Source organism: Streptococcus sp. A69 (assembly GCF_058556195.1).
The window spans coordinates 70,304-89,424 of record NZ_JBZUJU010000003.1 but is presented as its reverse complement, the minus strand read 5'-3'; the positions used below and the strand labels follow the sequence as shown (position 1 = coordinate 89,424).

Here is a 19,121-nt window from a genome sequence, read left to right as displayed (position 1 = left end):
GAGCAGTCAAGGGAGAATGATTGGTATTAGAATATTTTTACAAGCCGAGGGATGCTATTTTTGGTATAATAGATGGAAGAAAATGAGGTTAGAAGAGATGATTTTTGATACGCACACACATTTAAATGTGGAAGAATTTGCAGGACGTGAGGAGGAAGAACTTGCCTTGGCAGCTGAGATGGGCGTGACTCGGATGAACATTGTTGGTTTTGACAAGCCGACCATTGAACGTGCCCTAGAGTTAGCAGATGAGTATGAGCAACTCTACGCAACTGTTGGCTGGCATCCGACGGAAGCAGGGACATACACAGACGAGGTCGAAGCTAACTTGCTTAAAAAGCTAAAACATCCCAAGGTTGTCGCTTTAGGTGAGATTGGTCTGGACTACCATTGGATGACAGCACCTAAGGAAGTGCAGGAACAGGTTTTTCGTCGTCAGATTCAGCTGTCTAAGGATTTGAACTTGCCCTTTGTGGTCCATACCCGTGATGCACTAGAAGATACTTATGAGATTATCAGGAGCGAGGGCGTTGGTCCTCGTGGTGGGATTATGCATTCATTCTCAGGCTCTTTGGAGTGGGCGGAGAAGTTTGTCGAGCTTGGCATGACCATTTCTTTCTCAGGTGTGGTGACCTTTAAGAAAGCGACGGATATCCAAGAGGCTGCTAGGGAACTTCCTTTGGACAAGATTTTGGTAGAAACGGATGCACCTTACCTGGCTCCTGTGCCTAAACGTGGCCGTGAAAACAAAACAGCCTACACACGCTATGTGGTAGATTTTATCGCGGATTTGCGTGGGATGACGACTGAGGAGTTAGCCACAGTAACAACTGCAAATGCAGAGCGTATCTTTGGATTGGACAGCAAGTGATGAAAGAAAAAATTTCCCAAGTCATCGTGGTCGAAGGTCGCGATGATACGGCTAATCTCAAACGCTACTTTGACGTGGAAACCTATGAGACACGAGGTTCCGCAATAAATGACCAGGATATAGAACGCATTCAGCGCCTGCATGAACTGCATGGAGTGATTGTCTTTACAGATCCAGATTTTAACGGTGAGCGCATTCGTCGCATGATTATGACGGCCATTCCGACAGTGCAGCATGCCTTCCTCAAGCGAGATGAAGCGGTTCCCAAATCCAAGACTAAGGGACGTTCACTGGGAATCGAACACGCCAGCTATGAAGATCTAAAAACAGCGCTTGCTCAGGTGACAGAGCAATTTGAAAACGAGAACGAGTTTGACATTAGTCGTGGTGACTTGATTCGCCTAGGTTTCCTAGCGGGAGCAGACAGTCGTAAGCGCCGAGAGTATCTGGGGGAACAGCTTCGCATCGGCTATTCCAACGGCAAGCAGTTGCTCAAGCGCTTAGAGTTGTTTGGAGTGACCTTGGCAGAAGTGGAAGAAGCTATGCGCAAGTATTCAATCTAAAGGAGTAAGAAATGAAAAAAGTAATTATTACGGGTGGCAATAGTGGTATTGGCTACCAGGCTGCTAAACAGTTAGCTGAAAAGGGCTGGTCGGTAACTCTCTTTTGTAGGCGGGCAGAAGCTGCCGAGCAAGCCTGTGAGGAAATTCGTCAACAGACAGGAAATCGACAAGTAGATTATATCTTGGCAGATCTATCTGATATGAAGAGTGTCAGGAAAGCAGTGGAGCAGTATATCCAAAAAGAAGAGACTTTAGATGTTTTAATTAACAATGCGGCTGATTTTGATTTATCGGTCAAAAAGCCGATCCTGACTAAGGATGGTTTAGAAAAGCAATTTGCGACCAATGTGGTTGCTCCCTTTTTACTTTCTACCTTGTTGAAGGGCTTGTTGGAACAGTCAGAAAGTGGTCGGATTATTAATATTTCTTCTCAAGGGCTGATACTCTATCCTTTCATGAAACTTGATTTTGAAAATTTATCTGGTCAAAAACGTTACAGTCCTGCCAATACCTATTATCAAAATAAACTGGCCTTGTTGATGCTGTCACTTTATATGCGGAAACATTGGAAAGGTATCAAGGTTCAGGCAATCCGTGTGACCAATGTCAGAGTTGATATGCGCCGCTATGATCACCTCAACACTTTTATGAAAAATCTGTATAAAATGAAGTCGAAATTTTCGATTAGCCCTGAAGAAATGGCCAAAGTTTATACAGCCTTATCTACAGAAGATCGCTATGAAGGATTTTTGTATGACGAGAAATGCAGGGAAGTAAAAGCAAATGCACCTGCTTACGAAGAAGAGGAGCAAGAAAAACTCTATTCTCTGCTTGAGCACCTGACTTTTTCAAGAGACAATTCATAAAGGATTAGAAAAATAAATTTCATGGACTGCTTCAATAGTGGAAAGAAATTTAGATATCGAGATCTGTTTGGAGAGTTCTGAAAAGTGATAACAGTAATCAGATAGCCCAAAAATACAAAGGGAATGTGTTACAATAGAGGTACTTAGATTTATTTTGATAGTGTTCAAATAGAAACTTATAAGGAAAGAGTGAAATGAAAATCCGAGTTGATAGAGATTCTGTGTGTATGGGGGACGATGTACTGCCTCATGAGGTGGAATTTGAAGTTCCTGATGACATGACGGTGAAAGATTTTTTTGAATTTCTAGAAAAGGGACGTTATTTACCGTCTGTCCAAGGAAACAATGTGGCCTGGGAACTCCGTAATCGGAATGGTGAACAAGGTGTTTATTTCACCAAAACACGAGAGATTATCCATCCAGATGCAATCTTAAAAGAGATGTTGGAAGGAATTACTGAGACTCCCTTATTTGTTTTGCTCTATCATAGTACCCCGGAAGCATATTATATTAGAAAAGAGAATAAATGAGAATTGCAGATTATAGCGTGACCAAGGCAGTGCTGGAGCGTCACGGTTTTACCTTTAAAAAATCCTTCGGGCAAAATTTCTTGACCGATACCAATATCCTTCAAAAAATTGTCGATACGGCTGAAATTGATGACCAGGTCAATGTCATCGAGATTGGACCAGGGATTGGTGCCTTGACGGAGTTTTTGGCTGAGCGCGCAGCTGAGGTTATGGCTTTTGAGATTGACCACCGTTTAGTGCCAATCCTGGCAGATACCTTGCGTGATTTTGACAATGTGACCGTAGTCAATGAGGATATTCTCAAAGTTGACTTGGCCCAGCATATCCAGAATTTCAAAAATCCTAATTTGCCAATCAAGGTAGTAGCCAACTTACCTTACTACATTACGACGCCTATCCTCATGCACTTGATTGAGAGTGGCATTCCTTTTAGCGAGTTTGTGGTCATGATGCAAAAAGAAGTGGCAGATCGTATCTCCGCTCAGCCCAATACCAAGGCTTACGGTAGTTTGTCGATTGCGGTGCAGTATTACATGACAGCCAAGGTTGCCTTTATCGTGCCTCGTACGGTCTTTGTGCCAGCGCCAAACGTGGACTCAGCTATCTTGAAAATGGTACGTTGCCCAGAACCTGCGGTAGCAGTAGAAGATGAGCAGCTCTTCTTTAAGGTTTCCAAGGCTAGTTTCACTCATCGTCGCAAGACCTTGTGGAACAACCTGACAGGCTATTTTGGTAAGACTGAGGAAGTCAAGGAAAAGTTGACCAAGGCTTTGGATCAAGCAGGTTTGTCACCAAGTGTACGTGGAGAAGCTCTCAGCTTGACAGAATTTGCTAGTTTAGCAGATGCGCTTAAAGAACAAGGATTCTAAGATGCAGGGACAAATCATTAAAGCCTTGGCGGGTTTCTACTATGTGGAGAGTGAGGGTCAAGTTTACCAGACGCGTGCGCGCGGGAATTTTCGTAAAAAAGGTCATACACCCTACGTCGGGGATTGGGTAGACTTTTCTGCGGAGGAAAATTCAGAAGGTTACATTCTCAAGATTCACGAACGGGAAAATAGCTTGGTCCGTCCGCCTATTGTCAATATTGACCAAGCTGTGGTTATCATGTCGGCTAAGGAGCCGGATTTTAATAGCAATTTATTGGATCGCTTCTTGGTTCTTTTGGAGCACAAGGGCATCCATCCCGTCGTCTATATTTCTAAAATGGATTTGTTGGATGATAGGGGAGAACTGGATTTTTTCCAACAAACCTATCGTGCCATCGGTTACGACTTTGTGACTAGTAAGGAAGAACTCTTGCCACTTTTGACAGCCAAGGTGACAGTCTTTATGGGGCAGACAGGTGTTGGTAAGTCAACCCTTCTTAATAAAATCGCACCAGATCTCAATCTTGAAACAGGAGAAATCTCAGATAGTCTAGGTCGCGGTCGTCATACCACTCGTGCGGTTAGTTTTTACAATCTCAATGGTGGTAAGATTGCGGACACGCCAGGATTTTCATCACTGGATTATGAGGTATCAACGGCGGAAGACCTTAATCAGGCCTTTCCAGAGGTTGCTAGTGTCAGTCGAGACTGTAAATTCCGTACCTGTACCCATACCCATGAGCCTTCCTGCGCGGTCAAGCCAGCAGTAGAGGAAGGGACCATTGCCAGCTTCCGTTTTGACAACTACCTACAATTCCTCAGCGAAATTGAAAATCGCAGAGAAACCTATAAAAAAGTCAGCAAAAAAATCCCAAAATAAGGAGAAACCTATGTCTCAATACAAGATTGCTCCGTCAATTCTGGCAGCAGATTATGCCAACTTTGAACGTGAAATTAAACGCCTAGAAGCAACTGGGGCAGAATATGCCCATATCGATATTATGGATGGTCACTTTGTGCCACAAATCAGCTTTGGTGCTGGTGTGGTCGAAGCTCTTCGCCCCCATAGCAAGATGGTTTTTGACTGCCACTTGATGGTAGCTAATCCTGAGCACCATTTAGAAGACTTTGCGCGTGCAGGTGCAGATATCATCAGCATTCACGTAGAGGCAACACCTCATATCCATGGAGCCCTCCAAAAAATTCGCTCTCTTGGTGTCAAGCCTTCGGTTGTCATCAATCCTGGGACACCTGTGGAGGCGATCAAGCACGTCCTTCATCTAGTTGATCAAGTCTTGGTCATGACAGTTAACCCTGGATTTGGGGGACAAGCTTTTCTGCCTGAAACCATGGACAAGGTTCGTGAGTTGGTTGCCCTTCGTCAGGAAAAAGGCTTGAACTTTGAAATTGAAGTCGATGGTGGGATTGATGACCAGACCATTGCTCAGGCCAAAGAAGCTGGAGCGACCGTTTTTGTAGCAGGATCCTATGTCTTTAAGGGAGATGTCAATGAACGAGTGCAAACTCTCAGAAAACAACTGGACTAGAGTTGCCGTTTTTGCAGGCGGAGACCGAGGTCACTACCGGACGGATTTTGATTGCTTTGTCGGTGTGGATCGAGGCTCGCTTTGGGTCTTGGAAGAAGATCTGCCTCTCACTCTAGCAGTTGGGGATTTTGATTCGGTGACTGCAGAAGAGCGTCAGTTGATTCAAAAACGTGCCCGGCATTTTGTCCAAGCCCAGCCAGAAAAGGATGATACGGATCTGGAATTGGCTCTCTTGACCATCTTTGAGCAAAATTCTCAGGCTCAGGTGACTATTTTTGGGGCTTTGGGTGGTCGAATTGACCATATGCTGGCTAATGTCTTTCTGCCTAGCAATCCCAAGTTGGCACCCTATATGCGCCAGATAGCGATTGAGGATGGGCAAAACTTGATTGCCTATTGTCCAGAAGGGACCAGTCAGCTAGAGCCCCGTTCAGACTACGATTATCTAGCCTTTATGCCAGTTCGGGATAGCCAGCTGACTATTCTTGGGGCCAAGTATGAGTTGACTGAGGAAAATTTTTTCTTTAAAAAAGTGTACGCTTCTAACGAATATATAGATAGGGAAGTTTCGGTGACTTGCCCAGATGGCTACGTAGTCGTACTGCATAGCAAGGACAGGAGATAGGATGGAGATTTTACTTATTATTTTATTAGTTGCTAATCTTCTTGGGCTCTTTCTCATTTGGCAAAGACAGGATAAGCAAGACAAATATCTAGCCAAGAGTTTGGAGGATCAAGCAGATCATCTGTCAGACCAGTTGGATTATCGCTTTGAACAAGCCAGACAAGCTAGTCAACTAGACCAAAAAGACTTGGAGGTGGCTGTCAGCGACCGCTTGCAGGAAGTGCGAATCGAATTGCATCAAGGCTTGACTCAAGTTAGACAGGAGATGAACGAGAATCTCCTTCAAACCAGAGATAAGACCGACCAACGCCTCCAAGCCCTGCAGGAATCAAATGAGCAACGTTTAGAACAAATGCGCCAAACAGTCGAGGAAAAGCTAGAAAAAACCTTACAGACGCGCTTGCAGGCTTCCTTCGAGACAGTTTCCAAACAACTGGAGTCTGTCAATCGTGGTCTTGGAGAAATGCAGACAGTTGCCCGAGATGTCGGAGCCCTCAACAAAGTTCTCTCCGGAACCAAGACGCGAGGGATTCTGGGTGAATTGCAACTGGGGCAAATCATCGAAGACATCATGACGCCTGCCCAGTACGAACAAGAATATGCAACGGTTGAAAACTCCAGTGAACGAGTGGAGTACGCCATCAAGTTACCTGGGCAAGGCGACCAGGAAACTGTCTACCTGCCGATTGACTCCAAGTTTCCACTGGCAGATTATTACCGCCTAGAAGAAGCCTATGAAGCAGGTGACAAGGACGAGATTGAGCGCTGTCGCAAGTCGCTCTTGGCAAGCGTTAAGCGTTTCGCCAAGGATATCAAGAGCAAATACATAGCACCGCCTCGGACGACCAATTTTGGAGTTTTGTTTGTTCCGACAGAAGGTCTCTACTCGGAAATCGTCCGCAATCCTGTCTTCTTTGATGATTTGAGACGAGAAGAACAGATTATTGTCGCAGGTCCAAGTACCCTGTCGGCTCTGCTTAATTCCCTATCAGTTGGCTTCAAAACCCTCAATATCCAAAAGAGTGCTGACCATATCAGCAAGACTCTTGCAAGCGTCAAGACCGAGTTTGGCAAGTTTGGGGGAATTTTGGTTAAGGCACAAAAACATCTCCAACATGCCTCTGGCAATATTGATGAATTATTAAACCGTCGCACCACAGCTATTGAGCGGACGCTCCGTCACATTGAGTTATCAGAAGGTGAGCCTGCGCTTGATTTACTCCATTTCCAAGAAGATGAGGAAGAATATGAAGATTAGTCACATGAAAAAAGATGAGCTGTTTGAAGGCTTTTACCTGATCAAATCAGCTGACCTGAGACAGACACGAGCTGGGAAAAACTATCTAGCTTTTACCTTCCAAGACGATAGTGGCGAGATTGAAGGAAAACTCTGGGATGCCCAGCCTCATAACATTGAGGCCTTTACCGCAGGGAAAGTGGTCCATATGAAAGGGCGCAGAGAAGTTTATAATAATACTCCTCAAGTCAATCAAATTACTCTCCGCCTGCCTCAGCCTGGCGAACCCAACGATCCAGCTGATTTCAAGGTCAAGTCTCCAGTCGATGTCAAGGAAATTCGTGACTACATGTCGCAAATGATTTTCAAAATTGAAAATCCTGTCTGGCAACGTATCGTTCGCAGTCTCTACACCAAATATGATAAGGAATTCTACTCCTATCCAGCTGCCAAGACCAACCACCATGCCTTTGAAACGGGTTTGGCCTATCATACGGCGACCATGGTGCGTTTGGCAGATGCTATTAGCGAAGTCTATCCTCAGCTCAATAAGAGCCTGCTCTATGCCGGGATTATGTTGCACGACTTGGCCAAGGTTCTAGAACTCAGCGGTCCTGATCAGACTGAGTACACAGTGCGAGGCAATCTCATCGGTCATATCGCCCTAATCGATAGCGAAATCACCAAGACAGTCATGGAGCTTGGCATCGATGATACTAGGGAAGAAGTGGTGCTACTACGCCATGTGATTCTCAGTCACCATGGCTTGCTAGAGTATGGAAGTCCAGTTCGTCCACGCATTATGGAGGCAGAGATTATTCATATGATCGATAATCTAGATGCTAGTATGATGATGATGACAACAGCTCTTGCTTTGGTGGATAAAGGAGAAATGACCAACAAAATCTTCGCCATGGACAATCGTTCCTTCTATAAACCAGATTTAGATTAATAATTTAAGAAAAACGAGCATTTTTTACGCAATAATGTTCGTTTTTTTATGTGAATGTGGTATAATGGATAAAATATCAAAATTAAATGGAATGGTAAATAAAAATGAAATTAAGAAGAAGTGATCGGATGGTTGTCATTTCCAACTATTTGATTAATAATCCATACAAACTAACCAGTCTCAATACCTTTGCAGAAAAGTACGAATCTGCTAAATCATCTATCTCAGAGGACATCGTGATTATCAAGCGTGCTTTTGAAGAAATCGAAATCGGCCATATCCAGACTGTGACGGGAGCAGGTGGTGGTGTTATCTTTACACCATCAATCTCAAGCCATGAAGCCAAAGAAATGATCGCAGACTTGCGTGACAAACTTTCAGAAAGCGACCGTATCTTGCCAGGTGGCTACATCTACCTGTCTGATTTGCTTAGTACACCTGCCATTTTGAAAAATATTGGGCGCATCATTGCCAAGAGCTTTATGGACCAAAAAATCGATGCCGTTATGACAGTAGCAACAAAAGGTGTGCCACTCGCAAATGCAGTTGCCAATGTCCTCAATGTTCCATTTGTTATTGTGCGCCGTGACTTGAAAATTACCGAAGGTTCAACGGTCAGCGTCAACTATGTTTCAGGTTCCAGCGGTGACCGTATTGAGAAAATGTTCCTTTCAAAACGCAGCCTCAAGGCAGGCAGTCGTGTCTTGATTGTGGATGACTTCTTGAAAGGCGGCGGAACTGTCAACGGGATGATTAGTCTCTTACGTGAGTTTGACTCTGAATTGGCTGGTGTTGCAGTCTTTGCAGATAATGCCCAAGAGGAACGTGAAAAGCAGTTTGATTATAAGTCACTCTTGAAAGTAACCAATATTGATGTTAAGAACCAATCCATCGATGTTGAGATTGGAAATATCTTTGACGAAGACAAATAAGAGATAGAACTAAAGGTTGGAACGATTGTCCCAGCCTTTCTTTGCAAACAGAATAGAAGGATGCTTATGAAAACACCATTTATCAGCCGTGAAGATTTAGAAACAATTGTTGCAGAGTTCCCGACTCCGTTTCACTTATATGATGAGAAGGGAATTCGCGAAAAAGCGCAAGCAGTCAACAAGGCTTTTTCATGGAACGAGGGCTTTAAGGAATATTTTGCAGTCAAGGCCACCCCAACCCCAGTCATCTTGAAAATTCTCAAAGAGGAAGGCTGTGGTGTGGACTGTTCCAGCTATGTGGAGCTCCTGATGAGCCACAAACTGGATTTCCCCGGTTCTGAAATTATGTTCTCTTCTAACAACACGCCTGACAAGGAATATGCCTATGCGCGTGAATTGGGTGCGACCATTAACTTGGATGCCTTTGAAGATATTGAACATTTAGAGCGTGCAGCAGGCATTCCAGAAATCATTTCTTGTCGTTACAATCCAGGCGGAGTCTTTGAATTAGGAACAGACATCATGGACAATCCTGGGGAGGCTAAGTTTGGCATGACCAAGGATCAGCTTTTTGAAGCCTTTGCGATTTTGAAGGAAAAAGGAGCTAAGACTTTTGGGATTCACTCTTTCCTAGCATCCAATACTGTCACCCATCTCTACTACCCAGAGTTGGCGCGTCAGCTTTTTGAATTAGCCGTTGAAATCAAGGAAAAGTTGGGTATTTCGCTAGATTTCATCAATCTTTCCGGCGGTATTGGTGTCAACTATCGCCCAGACCAGGAGCCAAATGACATCGCTGTGATTGGTGAAGGGGTGCGTAAGGTTTATGAAGAAGTTCTTACACCTGCAGGACTTGGTCAGGTTAAGATTTTCACAGAATTAGGCCGTTTTATGTTGGCACCTCATGGAGCTCTCGTCACAAGAGTCACTCATAAGAAGAAAACCTACCGTACCTATCTAGGTGTGGATGCATCAGCAGTCAACCTCATGCGCCCAGCCATGTATGGGGCCTACCACCATATCACTAATCTTACTCATCCAGACGGCCCTGTTGAGGTGGTAGATGTGGTCGGTTCACTCTGCGAAAACAATGATAAATTTGCCATTAATCGCGAACTACCTCATACAGAAATCGGTGATTTGCTGGTAATTCATGATACAGGTGCACATGGATTCTCCATGGGTTATCAGTACAATGCCAAACTACGCTCGGCAGAAATCCTTTATACCGAAGAAGGAAAAGCCCGCCAAATCCGCCGTGCAGAGCGCCCTGAGGACTATTTCGCAACCTTGTATGGTTTTGATTTTGAATCGGATCATTAAAAGAAATTGAAAATGAAAGTGAAAAACAGATTGCTTTCTAAAAAATAGACAAAAAAACCTTGTTTTTCACCTTACTCGTGATATAATAAAACTATAAAACGGTTTCAAGGAAGGTGACGATATGTCTGAAGAAACAATTGACTATGGACAAGTGACAGGAATGGTGCATTCGACAGAGAGTTTTGGGGCGGTAGATGGCCCTGGGATTCGGTTTATTGTCTTTTTGCAGGGCTGTCAGATGCGTTGCCAGTACTGCCATAACCCCGATACATGGGCTATGGAGACCAATAAATCACGAAGACGGACAGTAGACGATGTTTTGTCAGAAGCCCTTCGCTACCGTGGATTCTGGGGAGACAAGGGAGGAATCACTGTCAGTGGAGGAGAAGCCCTCTTACAGATTGATTTCTTGATTGCCCTCTTTACCAAGGCTAAGGAACAAGGAATCCACTGTACCTTGGATACCTGTGCCCTTCCATTCCGTAATAAACCACGTTATCTCGAAAAGTTTAATAAACTCATGGCAGTGACAGATTTGGTTCTCTTGGATATCAAGGAAATCAACGATGAACAACACAGGATCGTTACCAGTCAAACCAATAAAAACATCTTGGCTTGTGCAAAATATCTATCAGATATTGGGAAACCTGTTTGGATTCGCCATGTGCTGGTTCCAGGCTTGACAGATAGAGATGAGGACTTGATTGAACTCGGCAAATTCGTCAAGACCCTTAAAAACGTTGACAAGTTTGAAATCCTACCTTATCACACGATGGGTGAGTTCAAGTGGCGTGAATTGGGAATTCCTTATTCGCTCGAAGGGGTTAAACCACCAACAGCAGATCGTGTCAAGAATGCCAAAAAACTCATGGACACAGAAAGCTATCAAGACTATATGAAACGTGTACATGGATAAAAAAGAAGCCTGATGGGGAACATCAGGCTTTTGTGATGCAAAAAAGGCCTAGCCTTTCAGCTAAGCCGTTACTTTATTTTCTAGAATGTTGTTTACCAGCATTACGTTTTTTATGTTTTTTAGTAGTCGTAATTGCAGTTGCTTGGTTAGGAGTGATATCTTTTCGCCCGCCTGTAGTTGATGCTGAACTTGCTTTTGGTGGATTTTTGGAAAATTCTTCACGTACTTTTTGACGAAGTTTTGGACGAACAACATAGTTAACGATGAACTGTTGGAGAATCATCATGAAACCACCGACAACCCAGTAAAGTGTCACACTGGCTGGTGCGAAGAGGGAGAAGACGACAATCATGAGTGGGCTCATGTAAATCATTTTCTTGAGTTGATCTCTTTGCATCTCGTCTTCTACTCCGTGAAGTGAAAGGAGTGATTGGAGATAGTAGAGGATACCAGCGAAGGCGACAAGGATCATACTTGGGGAACCGAGATTGATACCCAAGAAGGTAGAGCTAGATACTCCATCAGTATATTGGGCTGCAAAGTAGATAGCAGAGAAGAAAGGCATTTGAATGAGGATAGGGAAGCATCCTACACCACCGAACATGCTGATGCCGTTTTCTTTTTGTGCAGCAAAGAGAGCCTGTTGTGCTTCTAGTTTTTCTTCCTGAGTTGTTGCCTCTTTAAGGCGTGTTTGATGTGGTTCAAGGACATGTTTGAGGGCATTCATCTTTTCAGAGTGAAGCGTTGCCTTCCATGATTGGTAGATACCAAGTGGCAAGATAATCAAGCGCACGATAATGGTTACGATAATGATAGCAACACCAAAGCCTAGACCTTTATCAGTAGCGAAGTACTTGATAGCCTCTGCCATAGGCGATCCGATAGTGTTCCAGATAAAACCAGTAGGTTGTCCTGTTGCTTTGTCTACTTGGACACAGCCTGTCAAGACGAGTAGCATAGCCACTCCCATAGCAGAGAGGGCAAAATGTTTAATAGATTTCAATGTTTTCATTCCTTCTTTAAAAATTATACCTTTCTATTCTACTGTTTTTTTGTAAAATATACAATAGTTCTAGAGACCTAATTTGCGACTTTGAAGTCTGGATAGGATGAAAAGTTGCTCATTTGTACATCCAGATAGGTAACTTTTGAAAAAGGCGTTGGACCTTTACGGATTTCTTGGATAAATTTTGCCATAGTGGCAGAAGAGTCTGCCTGAGCGAGAATTTCCACTGTGCCATCGTCATTATTCCAGACACGACCGGTGATGCCACCGATTTCAAGCGCTAAAGAGTAAACACCCCAACGAAAACCAACACCTTGCACCCTGCCTTGGGCAATCATTCTAACCTTTTGCATACCAAACCCCTTTGATTGTGTTATAATATTTCTATGACTATTATAACCTCAAAAGCCAATTCTGTGGTAAAAAATGCCAAGAAATTACATCAAAAAAAATATCGAAAGTCTGCTTACTTGATTGAGGGCTGGCACTTATTTGAAGAAGCTGTTCAAGCAGGAGTAACGATTGAGAAGATTTTTGCCTTAGAAAGTTACCGAGATCAGCTAGTCGCTTTTCCTCCAACTATCTGGGTTTCAGAGGAGATTTTGCTAGATTTAGCAGATACGCAAACCCCTCAAGGGATTGTTGCAGTGATTCAAAAAGAAGTAGTAGTGCTGCCTGATCTCCATCAGGGGAAATTCCTGTTTTTAGAGGATGTCCAAGATCCTGGTAATGTGGGTACCATGATTCGGACTGCGGACGCTGCAGGTTTTACAGGGGTCATTGTTTCAGACAAGTCAGCAGATATCTATAGTCTCAAGACCTTGCGTTCCATGCAAGGCAGTCATTTTCACTTGCCCATCTATCGGATGACTCCTGCTGACTTTGTAGAAGAAGCAAAGAAGAGCAATTTGCCCATTCTAGCAACGACTTTATCGAGAGATTCCAAGGATTATCGTGAGCTTTCTCCCCTAGAAAACTTTGCCTTAGTCATGGGAAATGAAGGACAGGGGATTAGTCCTGCCATGGTTGAGAGTGCTGAGCAGCTGGTTCATATTGGCATGAAAGGTCGGGCAGAAAGTCTCAACGTGGCGGTTGCCGCAGGTATATTGATGTTTTATTTTAGCTGATTTATAAAATCTTTGTTATAATCAAGACATATTTATAGAAAAAGGAGAATCAGAATGAATCAAACGATTATTCAAGAACGTTCAGGTCTCAATCAATTTTACGCTAAGGTTTATGCCTTTGTGGGGCTTGGGATTGGCCTATCAGCTCTCGTGTCAGCTTTGATGTTGACAGTCTTTCAGTCCCAATTGATTTACTTTTTAATGCATGGCCGTCTCTGGCTGATGGTTGCAACTTTTGCAGAACTTGCTCTAGTCTTTGTTGCAAGTAGCATGGCTGCAAAAAATAGCCCAGCAGCTCTCCCAGTATTTTTAGTTTATTCTGTTTTAAATGGATTTACGCTTAGTTTTGTCGTAGCCTTCTATACACCGGGAACTGTTTTATCAGCCTTTGTATCTAGTGCCCTTCTCTTCTTTGTCATGGCGGTAATCGGAATTTTCACCAAGAAAGATTTGGGTGGAATGGGACGAGCTTTGATGGCAGCGCTTGTCGGCCTCATCATTGCCATGGTTGTGAATCTATTTTTAGCCAATAGCTTCTTTGACTACATGATTAGTATTGCCATGGTCTTGGTCTTCTCAGGTTTGATTGCTTGGGACAACCAAAAGATTCGCTATGCTTATGAGCAGTCACGAGGACAAGTAGCGACAGGTTGGGTCATCTCAATGGCACTTAGCATCTACTTAGACTTTATCAACCTCTTCCTTAGCATCTTACGAATCTTTGGTCGAAACGATTAATGAATGACAGAGTCAGTGTTCGAAAGAGCACTGACTTTTTCTCGTTTACTCTTTCCTTTTCTTGAAAATAGGTGTATAATGCTTTTAATTAATTTTTGAGGAGTAGTTTATGAAGAAAAGTTTTATTCATCAGCAAGAAGAGATTTCCTTTGTCAAAAACACCTTTACCCAGTATTTGAAAGATAAGTTAGAAGTTGTTGAAGTTCAAGGTCCCATCTTGAGCAAGGTTGGTGATGGGATGCAGGATAACTTGTCCGGTGTCGAACATCCAGTATCCGTAAAGGTCTTGCAGATTCCAGATGAAACTTATGAAGTCGTTCACTCACTAGCCAAATGGAAGCGCCACACCTTAGCTCGTTTTGGTTTTGGAGAAGGTGAAGGTCTATTTGTTCATATGAAGGCCCTTCGTCCAGACGAAGATTCGCTTGATGCGACTCACTCTGTATATGTAGACCAGTGGGACTGGGAAAAAGTGATTCCAAATGGTCAACGTAATATCGCTTATCTCAAAGAAACCGTCGAGAAGATTTACAAGGCTATTCGTCTGACAGAGCTAGCCGTAGAAGCACGCTACGATATTGAATCCATCTTGCCAAAACAAATTACCTTTATCCATACAGAAGAGTTGGTGGAACGCTATCCAGACCTAACACCGAAAGAGCGTGAAAATGCGATCTGTAAAGAGTTCGGTGCTGTCTTCTTGATTGGTATTGGTGGCGAGTTGCCTGATGGCAAACCTCATGACGGCCGCGCACCTGACTACGATGACTGGACAACAGAGTCTGAGAATGGCTACAAGGGGCTAAATGGAGATATTCTGGTTTGGAATGAATCTCTTGGTTGCGCCTTTGAACTTTCTTCAATGGGGATTCGGGTAGATGAAGATACACTTCGTCGCCAAGTTGCCCTTACAGGGGATGAAGATCGTCTGGAGTTGGAATGGCATAAAGCCTTGCTTAACGGCCTTTTCCCACTGACAATCGGTGGAGGTATCGGACAGTCTCGGATGGCCATGTTCCTTCTTCGTAAGAAACACATTGGAGAAGTTCAGACTAGTGTTTGGCCTCAAGAAGTCCGCGATACTTACGAAAATATCTTGTAGAGAATCGAACCGCAAGGTTCGGTTTTCTTTCTCTTTTTGCCTATAATTTGGTATAATAAAAGGTATGAAAATCGTATCAGGAATCTACGGAGGGCGTCCTCTAAAGACGCTAGAAGGAAAGACGACGAGGCCGACATCGGATAAGGTGCGTGGAGCTATCTTTAACATGATAGGTCCCTATTTTGATGGTGGTCGTGTCTTGGATCTCTATGCTGGCAGTGGCGGCTTATCTATTGAGGCAGTCTCGCGTGGGATGTCCCATGCTGTCCTAGTGGAACGGGATAGAAGAGCCCAAGCTATCATCGCTGCAAATATCCAGATGACCAAGGAAGTTGGAAAATTTCAATTCCTCAAGATGGATGCGGAACGAGCTCTGGAGCAGGTATTTGGACCCTTCGATCTCATTTTTTTAGACCCTCCCTATGCCAAGGAACAAATCGTTGCAGATATCGAAAAAATGGCAGAAAGAAATCTCTTCTCCGAAGAAGTCATGGTCGTCTGCGAAACCGATAAGTCTGTAGAACTTCCAGAAGAAATCGCCTGCTTAGGCATCTGGAAGGAAAAAATATATGGGATTAGTAAGGTGACAGTCTATGTCAGATAGAATTGGATTATTTACAGGATCATTTGATCCGATGACAAATGGACATCTGGATATCATTGAACGTGCCAGCAAACTCTTTGATAAGCTCTATGTCGGGGTGTTCTACAATCCCCACAAACAAGGTTTTCTCCTTGTTGAAAGCCGCAAACGAGCAGTCGAAAAAGCAGTGGCGCATTTAGATAATGTAGAGGTGCTGGCTTCTCATGACCAACTAGTCGTCGATGTTGCAAGAAGATTGGGTGCTAAGACCCTTGTTCGTGGCTTGCGGAATGCCACAGACTTGCAATATGAGTCTAGTTTTGATTATTACAATCATCAACTGGCTCCAGAAATCGAAACCATTTACCTACATAGTCGCTCAGAGCATCTTTATATTAGCTCTTCAGCTGTGAGAGAACTTCTGAAGTTTGGTCAGGAGATTCAGCAATATGTCCCAAACAGTGTTGTGGAGGAATTAGAACATGAAGAAGAAAACTAGATGGCCCTTATATGTCATCCTAGCACTAGTATTGACTTTTTTAGCCTTTGTAGTACCTTTACCTTACTACATAGAAGTTCCAGGTGGAGCGGAAGATATTCGCCAAGTTTTAAAAGTCAATGAAACAGAAGATACAGAAGCAGGAGCTTACCAGTTTGTGACAGTTGGTATTCGGCATGCAACTCTGTCGCATCTTGTCTATGCTTGGTTAACACCTTTCACGGATATTAGAAGTGCCAAGGAGACTACGGGTGGCTCTACTGATGCGGAGTTTATGCGGATCAATCAGTTCTACATGCAAACATCCCAAAACATGGCCAAGTATCAAGGACTGAAGATGGCTGGAAAGGATATCGAACTCAAGTATCTGGGAGTCTATGTCTTGACCGTGACGGACAATTCAACTTTTAAGGGCATTCTGAACATTGCAGATACCGTGACGGCTGTTAATGACAAAACGTTTGACAGTTCCAAAGATTTGGTCGACTATGTCAATTCTCAACAATTAGGGGATACGGTCAAGGTAACTTATGAAGAAGACGGAAAAGTCAAGTCTGCAGAAGGTAAAATTATCACTCTCGAAAACGGAAAAAACGGGATTGGGATTGGTTTGATTGACCGTACGGAAGTGACCAGTGATGTTCCGATTCGTTTTTCAACAGCTGGTATCGGGGGGCCAAGTGCCGGTCTCATGTTTAGTCTAGCTATTTACACCCAGATAGCAGATCCAGGACTTCGTAATGGCCGCGTCGTTGCGGGAACGGGAACTATTGATCGCGATGGAAATGTTGGCGACATTGGTGGAATTGACAAAAAAGTAGTTGCAGCCTCTCGTCAGGGAGCGAACATCTTTTTTGCTCCTGACAATCCAGTCACCGAGGAAGCAAAAAAAGCAGATCCCAATGCGAAAAGCAACTATGAAACAGCCCTAGAAGCTGCTAAAACGATCAAAACAGAGATGAAAATCGTTCCGGTTAAGACCTTGCAGGATGCGATTGATTACCTTAAAAACAATCCCTAATTCGTAGAAAAATTGAAAACTAGCGCGCAAGCCGATAAGATGGTATAATAGTCAAATGGTTCAATTATTATTCACTCTAAGTAGTCATCTACTCTTTATTTATTTGAGTTTTTACCTTTTGAAGGATCTTGTGAGATGGGAAAAGGTTTTAAAAGTAACCGCTACTAACACAAAAAAGGTTCGTTTGTTGGTCGGCTTCTTTAGTATTGTGATGGGCTATATCTTGAGTTCATTCTTTATCAGTTTGTACCAACTGTGGCAAGAAGCACTTAGAGGACTATTATAAAATCAAAAGTAAAGGAAATAACTATGGAAAAAATTGTGGTTCAAGGCGGAGATAATCGTCTGGTTGGGAGTGTGACGATCGAGGGAGCAAAGAATGCAGTCTTACCTTTATTGGCAGCGACTATTCTAGCAAGCAAGGGTAAGACAGTCTTACAAAATGTCCCAATCTTGTCAGATGTGTTCACCATGAATCAAGTAGTTCGTGGTCTGAATGCCAAGGTGGACTTTGATGAGGAAGCTCATGTTGTCGAGGTTGATGCGACTGGTGATATCACGGAGGAAGCTCCTTATAAATATGTCAGCAAGATGCGAGCATCCATCGTTGTCTTGGGACCAATCCTTGCTCGTGTAGGTCATGCCAAGGTATCCATGCCAGGGGGATGTACCATCGGGAGTCGTCCCATCGACCTTCACCTTAAAGGTTTGGAAGCTATGGGGGCAAAGATTACCCAGACAGCTGGTTACATCGAAGCCAAGGCAGAACGCCTGCATGGCGCTCATATCTACATGGACTTTCCTAGTGTCGGCGCAACACAAAACTTGATGATGGCAGCAACTCTAGCTGATGGTGTGACAGTGATTGAAAATGCTGCGCGTGAGCCAGAAATTGTTGATCTCGCTATCTTCCTTAATGAAATGGGAGCCAAGGTCAAGGGAGCTGGTACCGAAACCATCACAGTGACTGGTGTCGAGAACCTCCATGGTACGACTCATACTGTAGTACAGGACCGTATTGAAGCTGGAACCTTTATGGTAGCCGCAGCCATGACAGGTGGGGATGTTCTCGTTCGTGATGCAGTCTGGGAGCATAATCGTCCCTTGATTTCAAAACTACTTGAGATGGGTGTTGAAGTGACAGAGGAGTCAGAAGGTATTCGTGTTCGTTCTCAACTTGAAAATCTCAAGGCTGTTCATGTAAAAACCTTACCACATCCAGGATTTCCAACAGATATGCAGGCGCAATTTACAGCTCTGATGACAGTCGCAAAAGGGGAATCCACCATGGTGGAAACGGTGTTTGAGAATCGCTTCCAACACTTAGAGGAAATGCGCCGTATGGGCTTGCATTCAGAGATTATCCGTGACACAGCTCGTATTGTTGGGGGGCAGGCTTTGCAAGGGGCAGAAGTTCTATCAACGGACCTTCGCGCTAGTGCGGCTTTGATTTTGACAGGTCTGGTGGCGCAGGGAGAAACAGTTGTTGGTAAGTTAGTCCACCTTGATAGAGGCTACTACCGCTTCCATGAGAAATTGGCTCAGCTAGGAGCGAAGATTCAGCGAATCGAGGCAAATGATGAAGAAGAATAAAAACTTACGCTATGTACTCCGTCGTTTACTGTTGATTTTTATCGTTCTATTGCTAGGATTTCTGGCTTTAGGAATCGGCTTGATGGTTGGCTATGGCATCCTAGGAAAGGGACAGGATCCGTGGGCTATCTTGTCTCCGGCAAAGTGGCAGGAATTGATTAGCAAATTTACAGGAAATTAGACTGGGAGACCAGTCTTTTTCTAAAGAAATAAGGAGAAAA

At 43.8% G+C, this 19,121-nt stretch carries 24 protein-coding genes; 22 read left to right on the top strand and 2 right to left on the bottom strand.

Annotation, left to right across the window (positions count from 1 at the left end; all coding sequences use genetic code 11):
* Window positions 1-97: 97 nt before the first annotated feature.
* From AC4ME5_RS07970 to pflA, 13 genes are all read left to right on the top strand, one after another.
* Entirely contained in the window at window positions 98-871 is a 774-nt protein-coding gene (locus AC4ME5_RS07970; protein ID WP_491800483.1) for a TatD family hydrolase, read from the top strand.
* Window positions 871-1,434: a ribonuclease M5 gene (gene rnmV / locus AC4ME5_RS07965; protein ID WP_491800473.1), complete on the top strand. Its 564-nt coding sequence runs from the start codon at window positions 871-873 to the stop codon at window positions 1,432-1,434. The genes AC4ME5_RS07970 and rnmV overlap by 1 nt, the downstream gene beginning before the upstream one ends.
* Before the next feature lie 11 nt (window positions 1,435-1,445).
* Window positions 1,446-2,300, top strand: a complete 855-nt coding sequence (locus AC4ME5_RS07960) for an SDR family NAD(P)-dependent oxidoreductase (protein WP_491800472.1) — start codon at window positions 1,446-1,448, stop codon at window positions 2,298-2,300.
* A 194-nt stretch (window positions 2,301-2,494) separates the two neighbouring features.
* Window positions 2,495-2,830, top strand: coding sequence for a hypothetical protein (locus tag AC4ME5_RS07955; RefSeq protein WP_007522415.1), 336 nt, complete (start codon window positions 2,495-2,497; stop codon window positions 2,828-2,830).
* Window positions 2,827-3,699 (top strand): 16S rRNA (adenine(1518)-N(6)/adenine(1519)-N(6))-dimethyltransferase RsmA, encoded by an 873-nt coding sequence (gene rsmA / locus AC4ME5_RS07950; RefSeq protein WP_491800471.1) that lies wholly within the window; start codon window positions 2,827-2,829, stop codon window positions 3,697-3,699. The genes AC4ME5_RS07955 and rsmA overlap by 4 nt, the downstream gene beginning before the upstream one ends.
* A gap of 1 nt (window position 3,700) precedes the next feature.
* Window positions 3,701-4,579 (top strand): ribosome small subunit-dependent GTPase A, encoded by an 879-nt coding sequence (gene rsgA / locus AC4ME5_RS07945; RefSeq protein ID WP_007522410.1) that lies wholly within the window; start codon window positions 3,701-3,703, stop codon window positions 4,577-4,579.
* Between the two features lie 10 nt (window positions 4,580-4,589).
* Complete coding sequence (rpe, locus tag AC4ME5_RS07940) at window positions 4,590-5,246, top strand: ribulose-phosphate 3-epimerase (RefSeq protein WP_301351862.1); 657 nt, start codon at window positions 4,590-4,592, stop codon at window positions 5,244-5,246.
* Window positions 5,209-5,871, top strand: coding sequence for a thiamine diphosphokinase (locus AC4ME5_RS07935; RefSeq protein ID WP_491800470.1), 663 nt, complete (start codon window positions 5,209-5,211; stop codon window positions 5,869-5,871). The genes rpe and AC4ME5_RS07935 overlap by 38 nt, the downstream gene beginning before the upstream one ends.
* Window position 5,872: 1 nt before the next feature.
* Window positions 5,873-7,129, top strand: coding sequence for a DNA recombination protein RmuC (locus tag AC4ME5_RS07930; protein ID WP_007522404.1), 1,257 nt, complete (start codon window positions 5,873-5,875; stop codon window positions 7,127-7,129).
* Entirely contained in the window at window positions 7,119-8,060 is a 942-nt protein-coding gene (locus tag AC4ME5_RS07925; protein WP_007522403.1) for a 3'-5' exoribonuclease YhaM family protein, read from the top strand. The genes AC4ME5_RS07930 and AC4ME5_RS07925 overlap by 11 nt, the downstream gene beginning before the upstream one ends.
* A gap of 104 nt (window positions 8,061-8,164) precedes the next feature.
* On the top strand, window positions 8,165-8,992 hold the full coding sequence (gene purR / locus AC4ME5_RS07920) for a pur operon repressor (protein ID WP_002874197.1): 828 nt from the start codon (window positions 8,165-8,167) through the stop codon (window positions 8,990-8,992).
* Window positions 8,993-9,058: 66 nt separating this feature from the next.
* Complete coding sequence (locus AC4ME5_RS07915; protein WP_491800469.1) at window positions 9,059-10,315, top strand: diaminopimelate decarboxylase; 1,257 nt, start codon at window positions 9,059-9,061, stop codon at window positions 10,313-10,315.
* A gap of 121 nt (window positions 10,316-10,436) precedes the next feature.
* Window positions 10,437-11,231, top strand: a complete 795-nt coding sequence (pflA, locus tag AC4ME5_RS07910) for a pyruvate formate-lyase-activating protein (protein ID WP_007522398.1) — start codon at window positions 10,437-10,439, stop codon at window positions 11,229-11,231.
* Window positions 11,232-11,304: 73 nt separating this feature from the next.
* Here the strand turns inward: pflA and yidC are convergent, their stop codons facing one another.
* Together yidC and AC4ME5_RS07900 are read right to left on the bottom strand one after the other, a co-directional pair.
* Complete coding sequence (yidC, locus tag AC4ME5_RS07905) at window positions 11,305-12,234, bottom strand: membrane protein insertase YidC (RefSeq protein WP_491800482.1); 930 nt, start codon at window positions 12,232-12,234, stop codon at window positions 11,305-11,307.
* Window positions 12,235-12,311: 77 nt separating this feature from the next.
* Window positions 12,312-12,590 (bottom strand): acylphosphatase, encoded by a 279-nt coding sequence (locus tag AC4ME5_RS07900; RefSeq protein ID WP_491800468.1) that lies wholly within the window; start codon window positions 12,588-12,590, stop codon window positions 12,312-12,314.
* A gap of 33 nt (window positions 12,591-12,623) precedes the next feature.
* Here AC4ME5_RS07900 and AC4ME5_RS07895 point away from each other — a divergent pair, with 33 nt between their 5' ends.
* The 9 genes from AC4ME5_RS07895 (at window position 12,624) to AC4ME5_RS07855 (ending at window position 19,081) form a co-directional block, all read left to right on the top strand.
* Entirely contained in the window at window positions 12,624-13,364 is a 741-nt protein-coding gene (locus AC4ME5_RS07895) for a TrmH family RNA methyltransferase (protein ID WP_491800467.1), read from the top strand.
* A gap of 54 nt (window positions 13,365-13,418) precedes the next feature.
* Complete coding sequence (locus tag AC4ME5_RS07890; RefSeq protein ID WP_491800466.1) at window positions 13,419-14,102, top strand: Bax inhibitor-1/YccA family protein; 684 nt, start codon at window positions 13,419-13,421, stop codon at window positions 14,100-14,102.
* A 109-nt stretch (window positions 14,103-14,211) separates the two neighbouring features.
* Window positions 14,212-15,204, top strand: coding sequence for an aspartate--ammonia ligase (gene asnA / locus AC4ME5_RS07885; protein ID WP_000747987.1), 993 nt, complete (start codon window positions 14,212-14,214; stop codon window positions 15,202-15,204).
* A 64-nt stretch (window positions 15,205-15,268) separates the two neighbouring features.
* The gene (gene rsmD, locus AC4ME5_RS07880; protein WP_007522389.1) at window positions 15,269-15,808 is read left to right on the top strand and encodes a 16S rRNA (guanine(966)-N(2))-methyltransferase RsmD; all 540 of its coding nucleotides are present in this window, start codon (window positions 15,269-15,271) and stop codon (window positions 15,806-15,808) included.
* Window positions 15,798-16,286, top strand: a complete 489-nt coding sequence (coaD, locus tag AC4ME5_RS07875; RefSeq protein ID WP_007522387.1) for a pantetheine-phosphate adenylyltransferase — start codon at window positions 15,798-15,800, stop codon at window positions 16,284-16,286. The genes rsmD and coaD overlap by 11 nt, the downstream gene beginning before the upstream one ends.
* Complete coding sequence (locus AC4ME5_RS07870) at window positions 16,270-17,307, top strand: SepM family pheromone-processing serine protease (protein ID WP_491800465.1); 1,038 nt, start codon at window positions 16,270-16,272, stop codon at window positions 17,305-17,307. Before coaD ends, AC4ME5_RS07870 begins: the two co-directional genes overlap by 17 nt.
* Window positions 17,308-17,362: 55 nt before the next feature.
* Complete coding sequence (locus AC4ME5_RS07865) at window positions 17,363-17,593, top strand: DUF1146 family protein (RefSeq protein ID WP_080568240.1); 231 nt, start codon at window positions 17,363-17,365, stop codon at window positions 17,591-17,593.
* 23 nt (window positions 17,594-17,616) lie between these two features.
* Window positions 17,617-18,900 carry a UDP-N-acetylglucosamine 1-carboxyvinyltransferase gene (gene murA, locus AC4ME5_RS07860; RefSeq protein ID WP_033585515.1) on the top strand — a complete coding sequence of 428 codons (1,284 nt, stop codon included), beginning with the start codon at window positions 17,617-17,619 and terminating at the stop codon, window positions 18,898-18,900.
* Entirely contained in the window at window positions 18,887-19,081 is a 195-nt protein-coding gene (locus AC4ME5_RS07855; protein ID WP_000739701.1) for a DNA-directed RNA polymerase subunit beta, read from the top strand. The genes murA and AC4ME5_RS07855 overlap by 14 nt, the downstream gene beginning before the upstream one ends.
* The last annotated feature ends 40 nt before the right edge of the window (window positions 19,082-19,121 follow it).

Bases quoted from the DNA above. Each gene is read 5' to 3' on its own strand.
- AC4ME5_RS07865 (WP_080568240.1), top strand. From the start codon at position 17,363: ATGGTTCAATTATTATTCACTCTAAGTAGTCATCTACTCTTTATTTAT.
- AC4ME5_RS07870 (WP_491800465.1), top strand. From the start codon at position 16,270: ATGAAGAAGAAAACTAGATGGCCCTTATATGTCATCCTAGCACTAGTA.
- rnmV (WP_491800473.1), top strand. From the start codon at position 871: ATGAAAGAAAAAATTTCCCAAGTCATCGTGGTCGAAGGTCGCGATGAT.
- murA (WP_033585515.1), top strand. From the start codon at position 17,617: ATGGAAAAAATTGTGGTTCAAGGCGGAGATAATCGTCTGGTTGGGAGT.
- AC4ME5_RS07900 (WP_491800468.1), bottom strand. From the start codon at position 12,590: ATGCAAAAGGTTAGAATGATTGCCCAAGGCAGGGTGCAAGGTGTTGGT.
- AC4ME5_RS07925 (WP_007522403.1), top strand. From the start codon at position 7,119: ATGAAGATTAGTCACATGAAAAAAGATGAGCTGTTTGAAGGCTTTTAC.
- pflA (WP_007522398.1), top strand. From the start codon at position 10,437: ATGTCTGAAGAAACAATTGACTATGGACAAGTGACAGGAATGGTGCAT.
- AC4ME5_RS07855 (WP_000739701.1), top strand. From the start codon at position 18,887: ATGAAGAAGAATAAAAACTTACGCTATGTACTCCGTCGTTTACTGTTG.
- purR (WP_002874197.1), top strand. From the start codon at position 8,165: ATGAAATTAAGAAGAAGTGATCGGATGGTTGTCATTTCCAACTATTTG.
- rsgA (WP_007522410.1), top strand. From the start codon at position 3,701: ATGCAGGGACAAATCATTAAAGCCTTGGCGGGTTTCTACTATGTGGAG.
- rsmD (WP_007522389.1), top strand. From the start codon at position 15,269: ATGAAAATCGTATCAGGAATCTACGGAGGGCGTCCTCTAAAGACGCTA.
- rpe (WP_301351862.1), top strand. From the start codon at position 4,590: ATGTCTCAATACAAGATTGCTCCGTCAATTCTGGCAGCAGATTATGCC.
- coaD (WP_007522387.1), top strand. From the start codon at position 15,798: ATGTCAGATAGAATTGGATTATTTACAGGATCATTTGATCCGATGACA.
- rsmA (WP_491800471.1), top strand. From the start codon at position 2,827: ATGAGAATTGCAGATTATAGCGTGACCAAGGCAGTGCTGGAGCGTCAC.
- AC4ME5_RS07915 (WP_491800469.1), top strand. From the start codon at position 9,059: ATGAAAACACCATTTATCAGCCGTGAAGATTTAGAAACAATTGTTGCA.
- AC4ME5_RS07930 (WP_007522404.1), top strand. From the start codon at position 5,873: ATGGAGATTTTACTTATTATTTTATTAGTTGCTAATCTTCTTGGGCTC.
- AC4ME5_RS07890 (WP_491800466.1), top strand. From the start codon at position 13,419: ATGAATCAAACGATTATTCAAGAACGTTCAGGTCTCAATCAATTTTAC.
- asnA (WP_000747987.1), top strand. From the start codon at position 14,212: ATGAAGAAAAGTTTTATTCATCAGCAAGAAGAGATTTCCTTTGTCAAA.
- AC4ME5_RS07955 (WP_007522415.1), top strand. From the start codon at position 2,495: ATGAAAATCCGAGTTGATAGAGATTCTGTGTGTATGGGGGACGATGTA.
- AC4ME5_RS07970 (WP_491800483.1), top strand. From the start codon at position 98: ATGATTTTTGATACGCACACACATTTAAATGTGGAAGAATTTGCAGGA.
- AC4ME5_RS07960 (WP_491800472.1), top strand. From the start codon at position 1,446: ATGAAAAAAGTAATTATTACGGGTGGCAATAGTGGTATTGGCTACCAG.
- AC4ME5_RS07935 (WP_491800470.1), top strand. From the start codon at position 5,209: ATGAACGAGTGCAAACTCTCAGAAAACAACTGGACTAGAGTTGCCGTT.
- AC4ME5_RS07895 (WP_491800467.1), top strand. From the start codon at position 12,624: ATGACTATTATAACCTCAAAAGCCAATTCTGTGGTAAAAAATGCCAAG.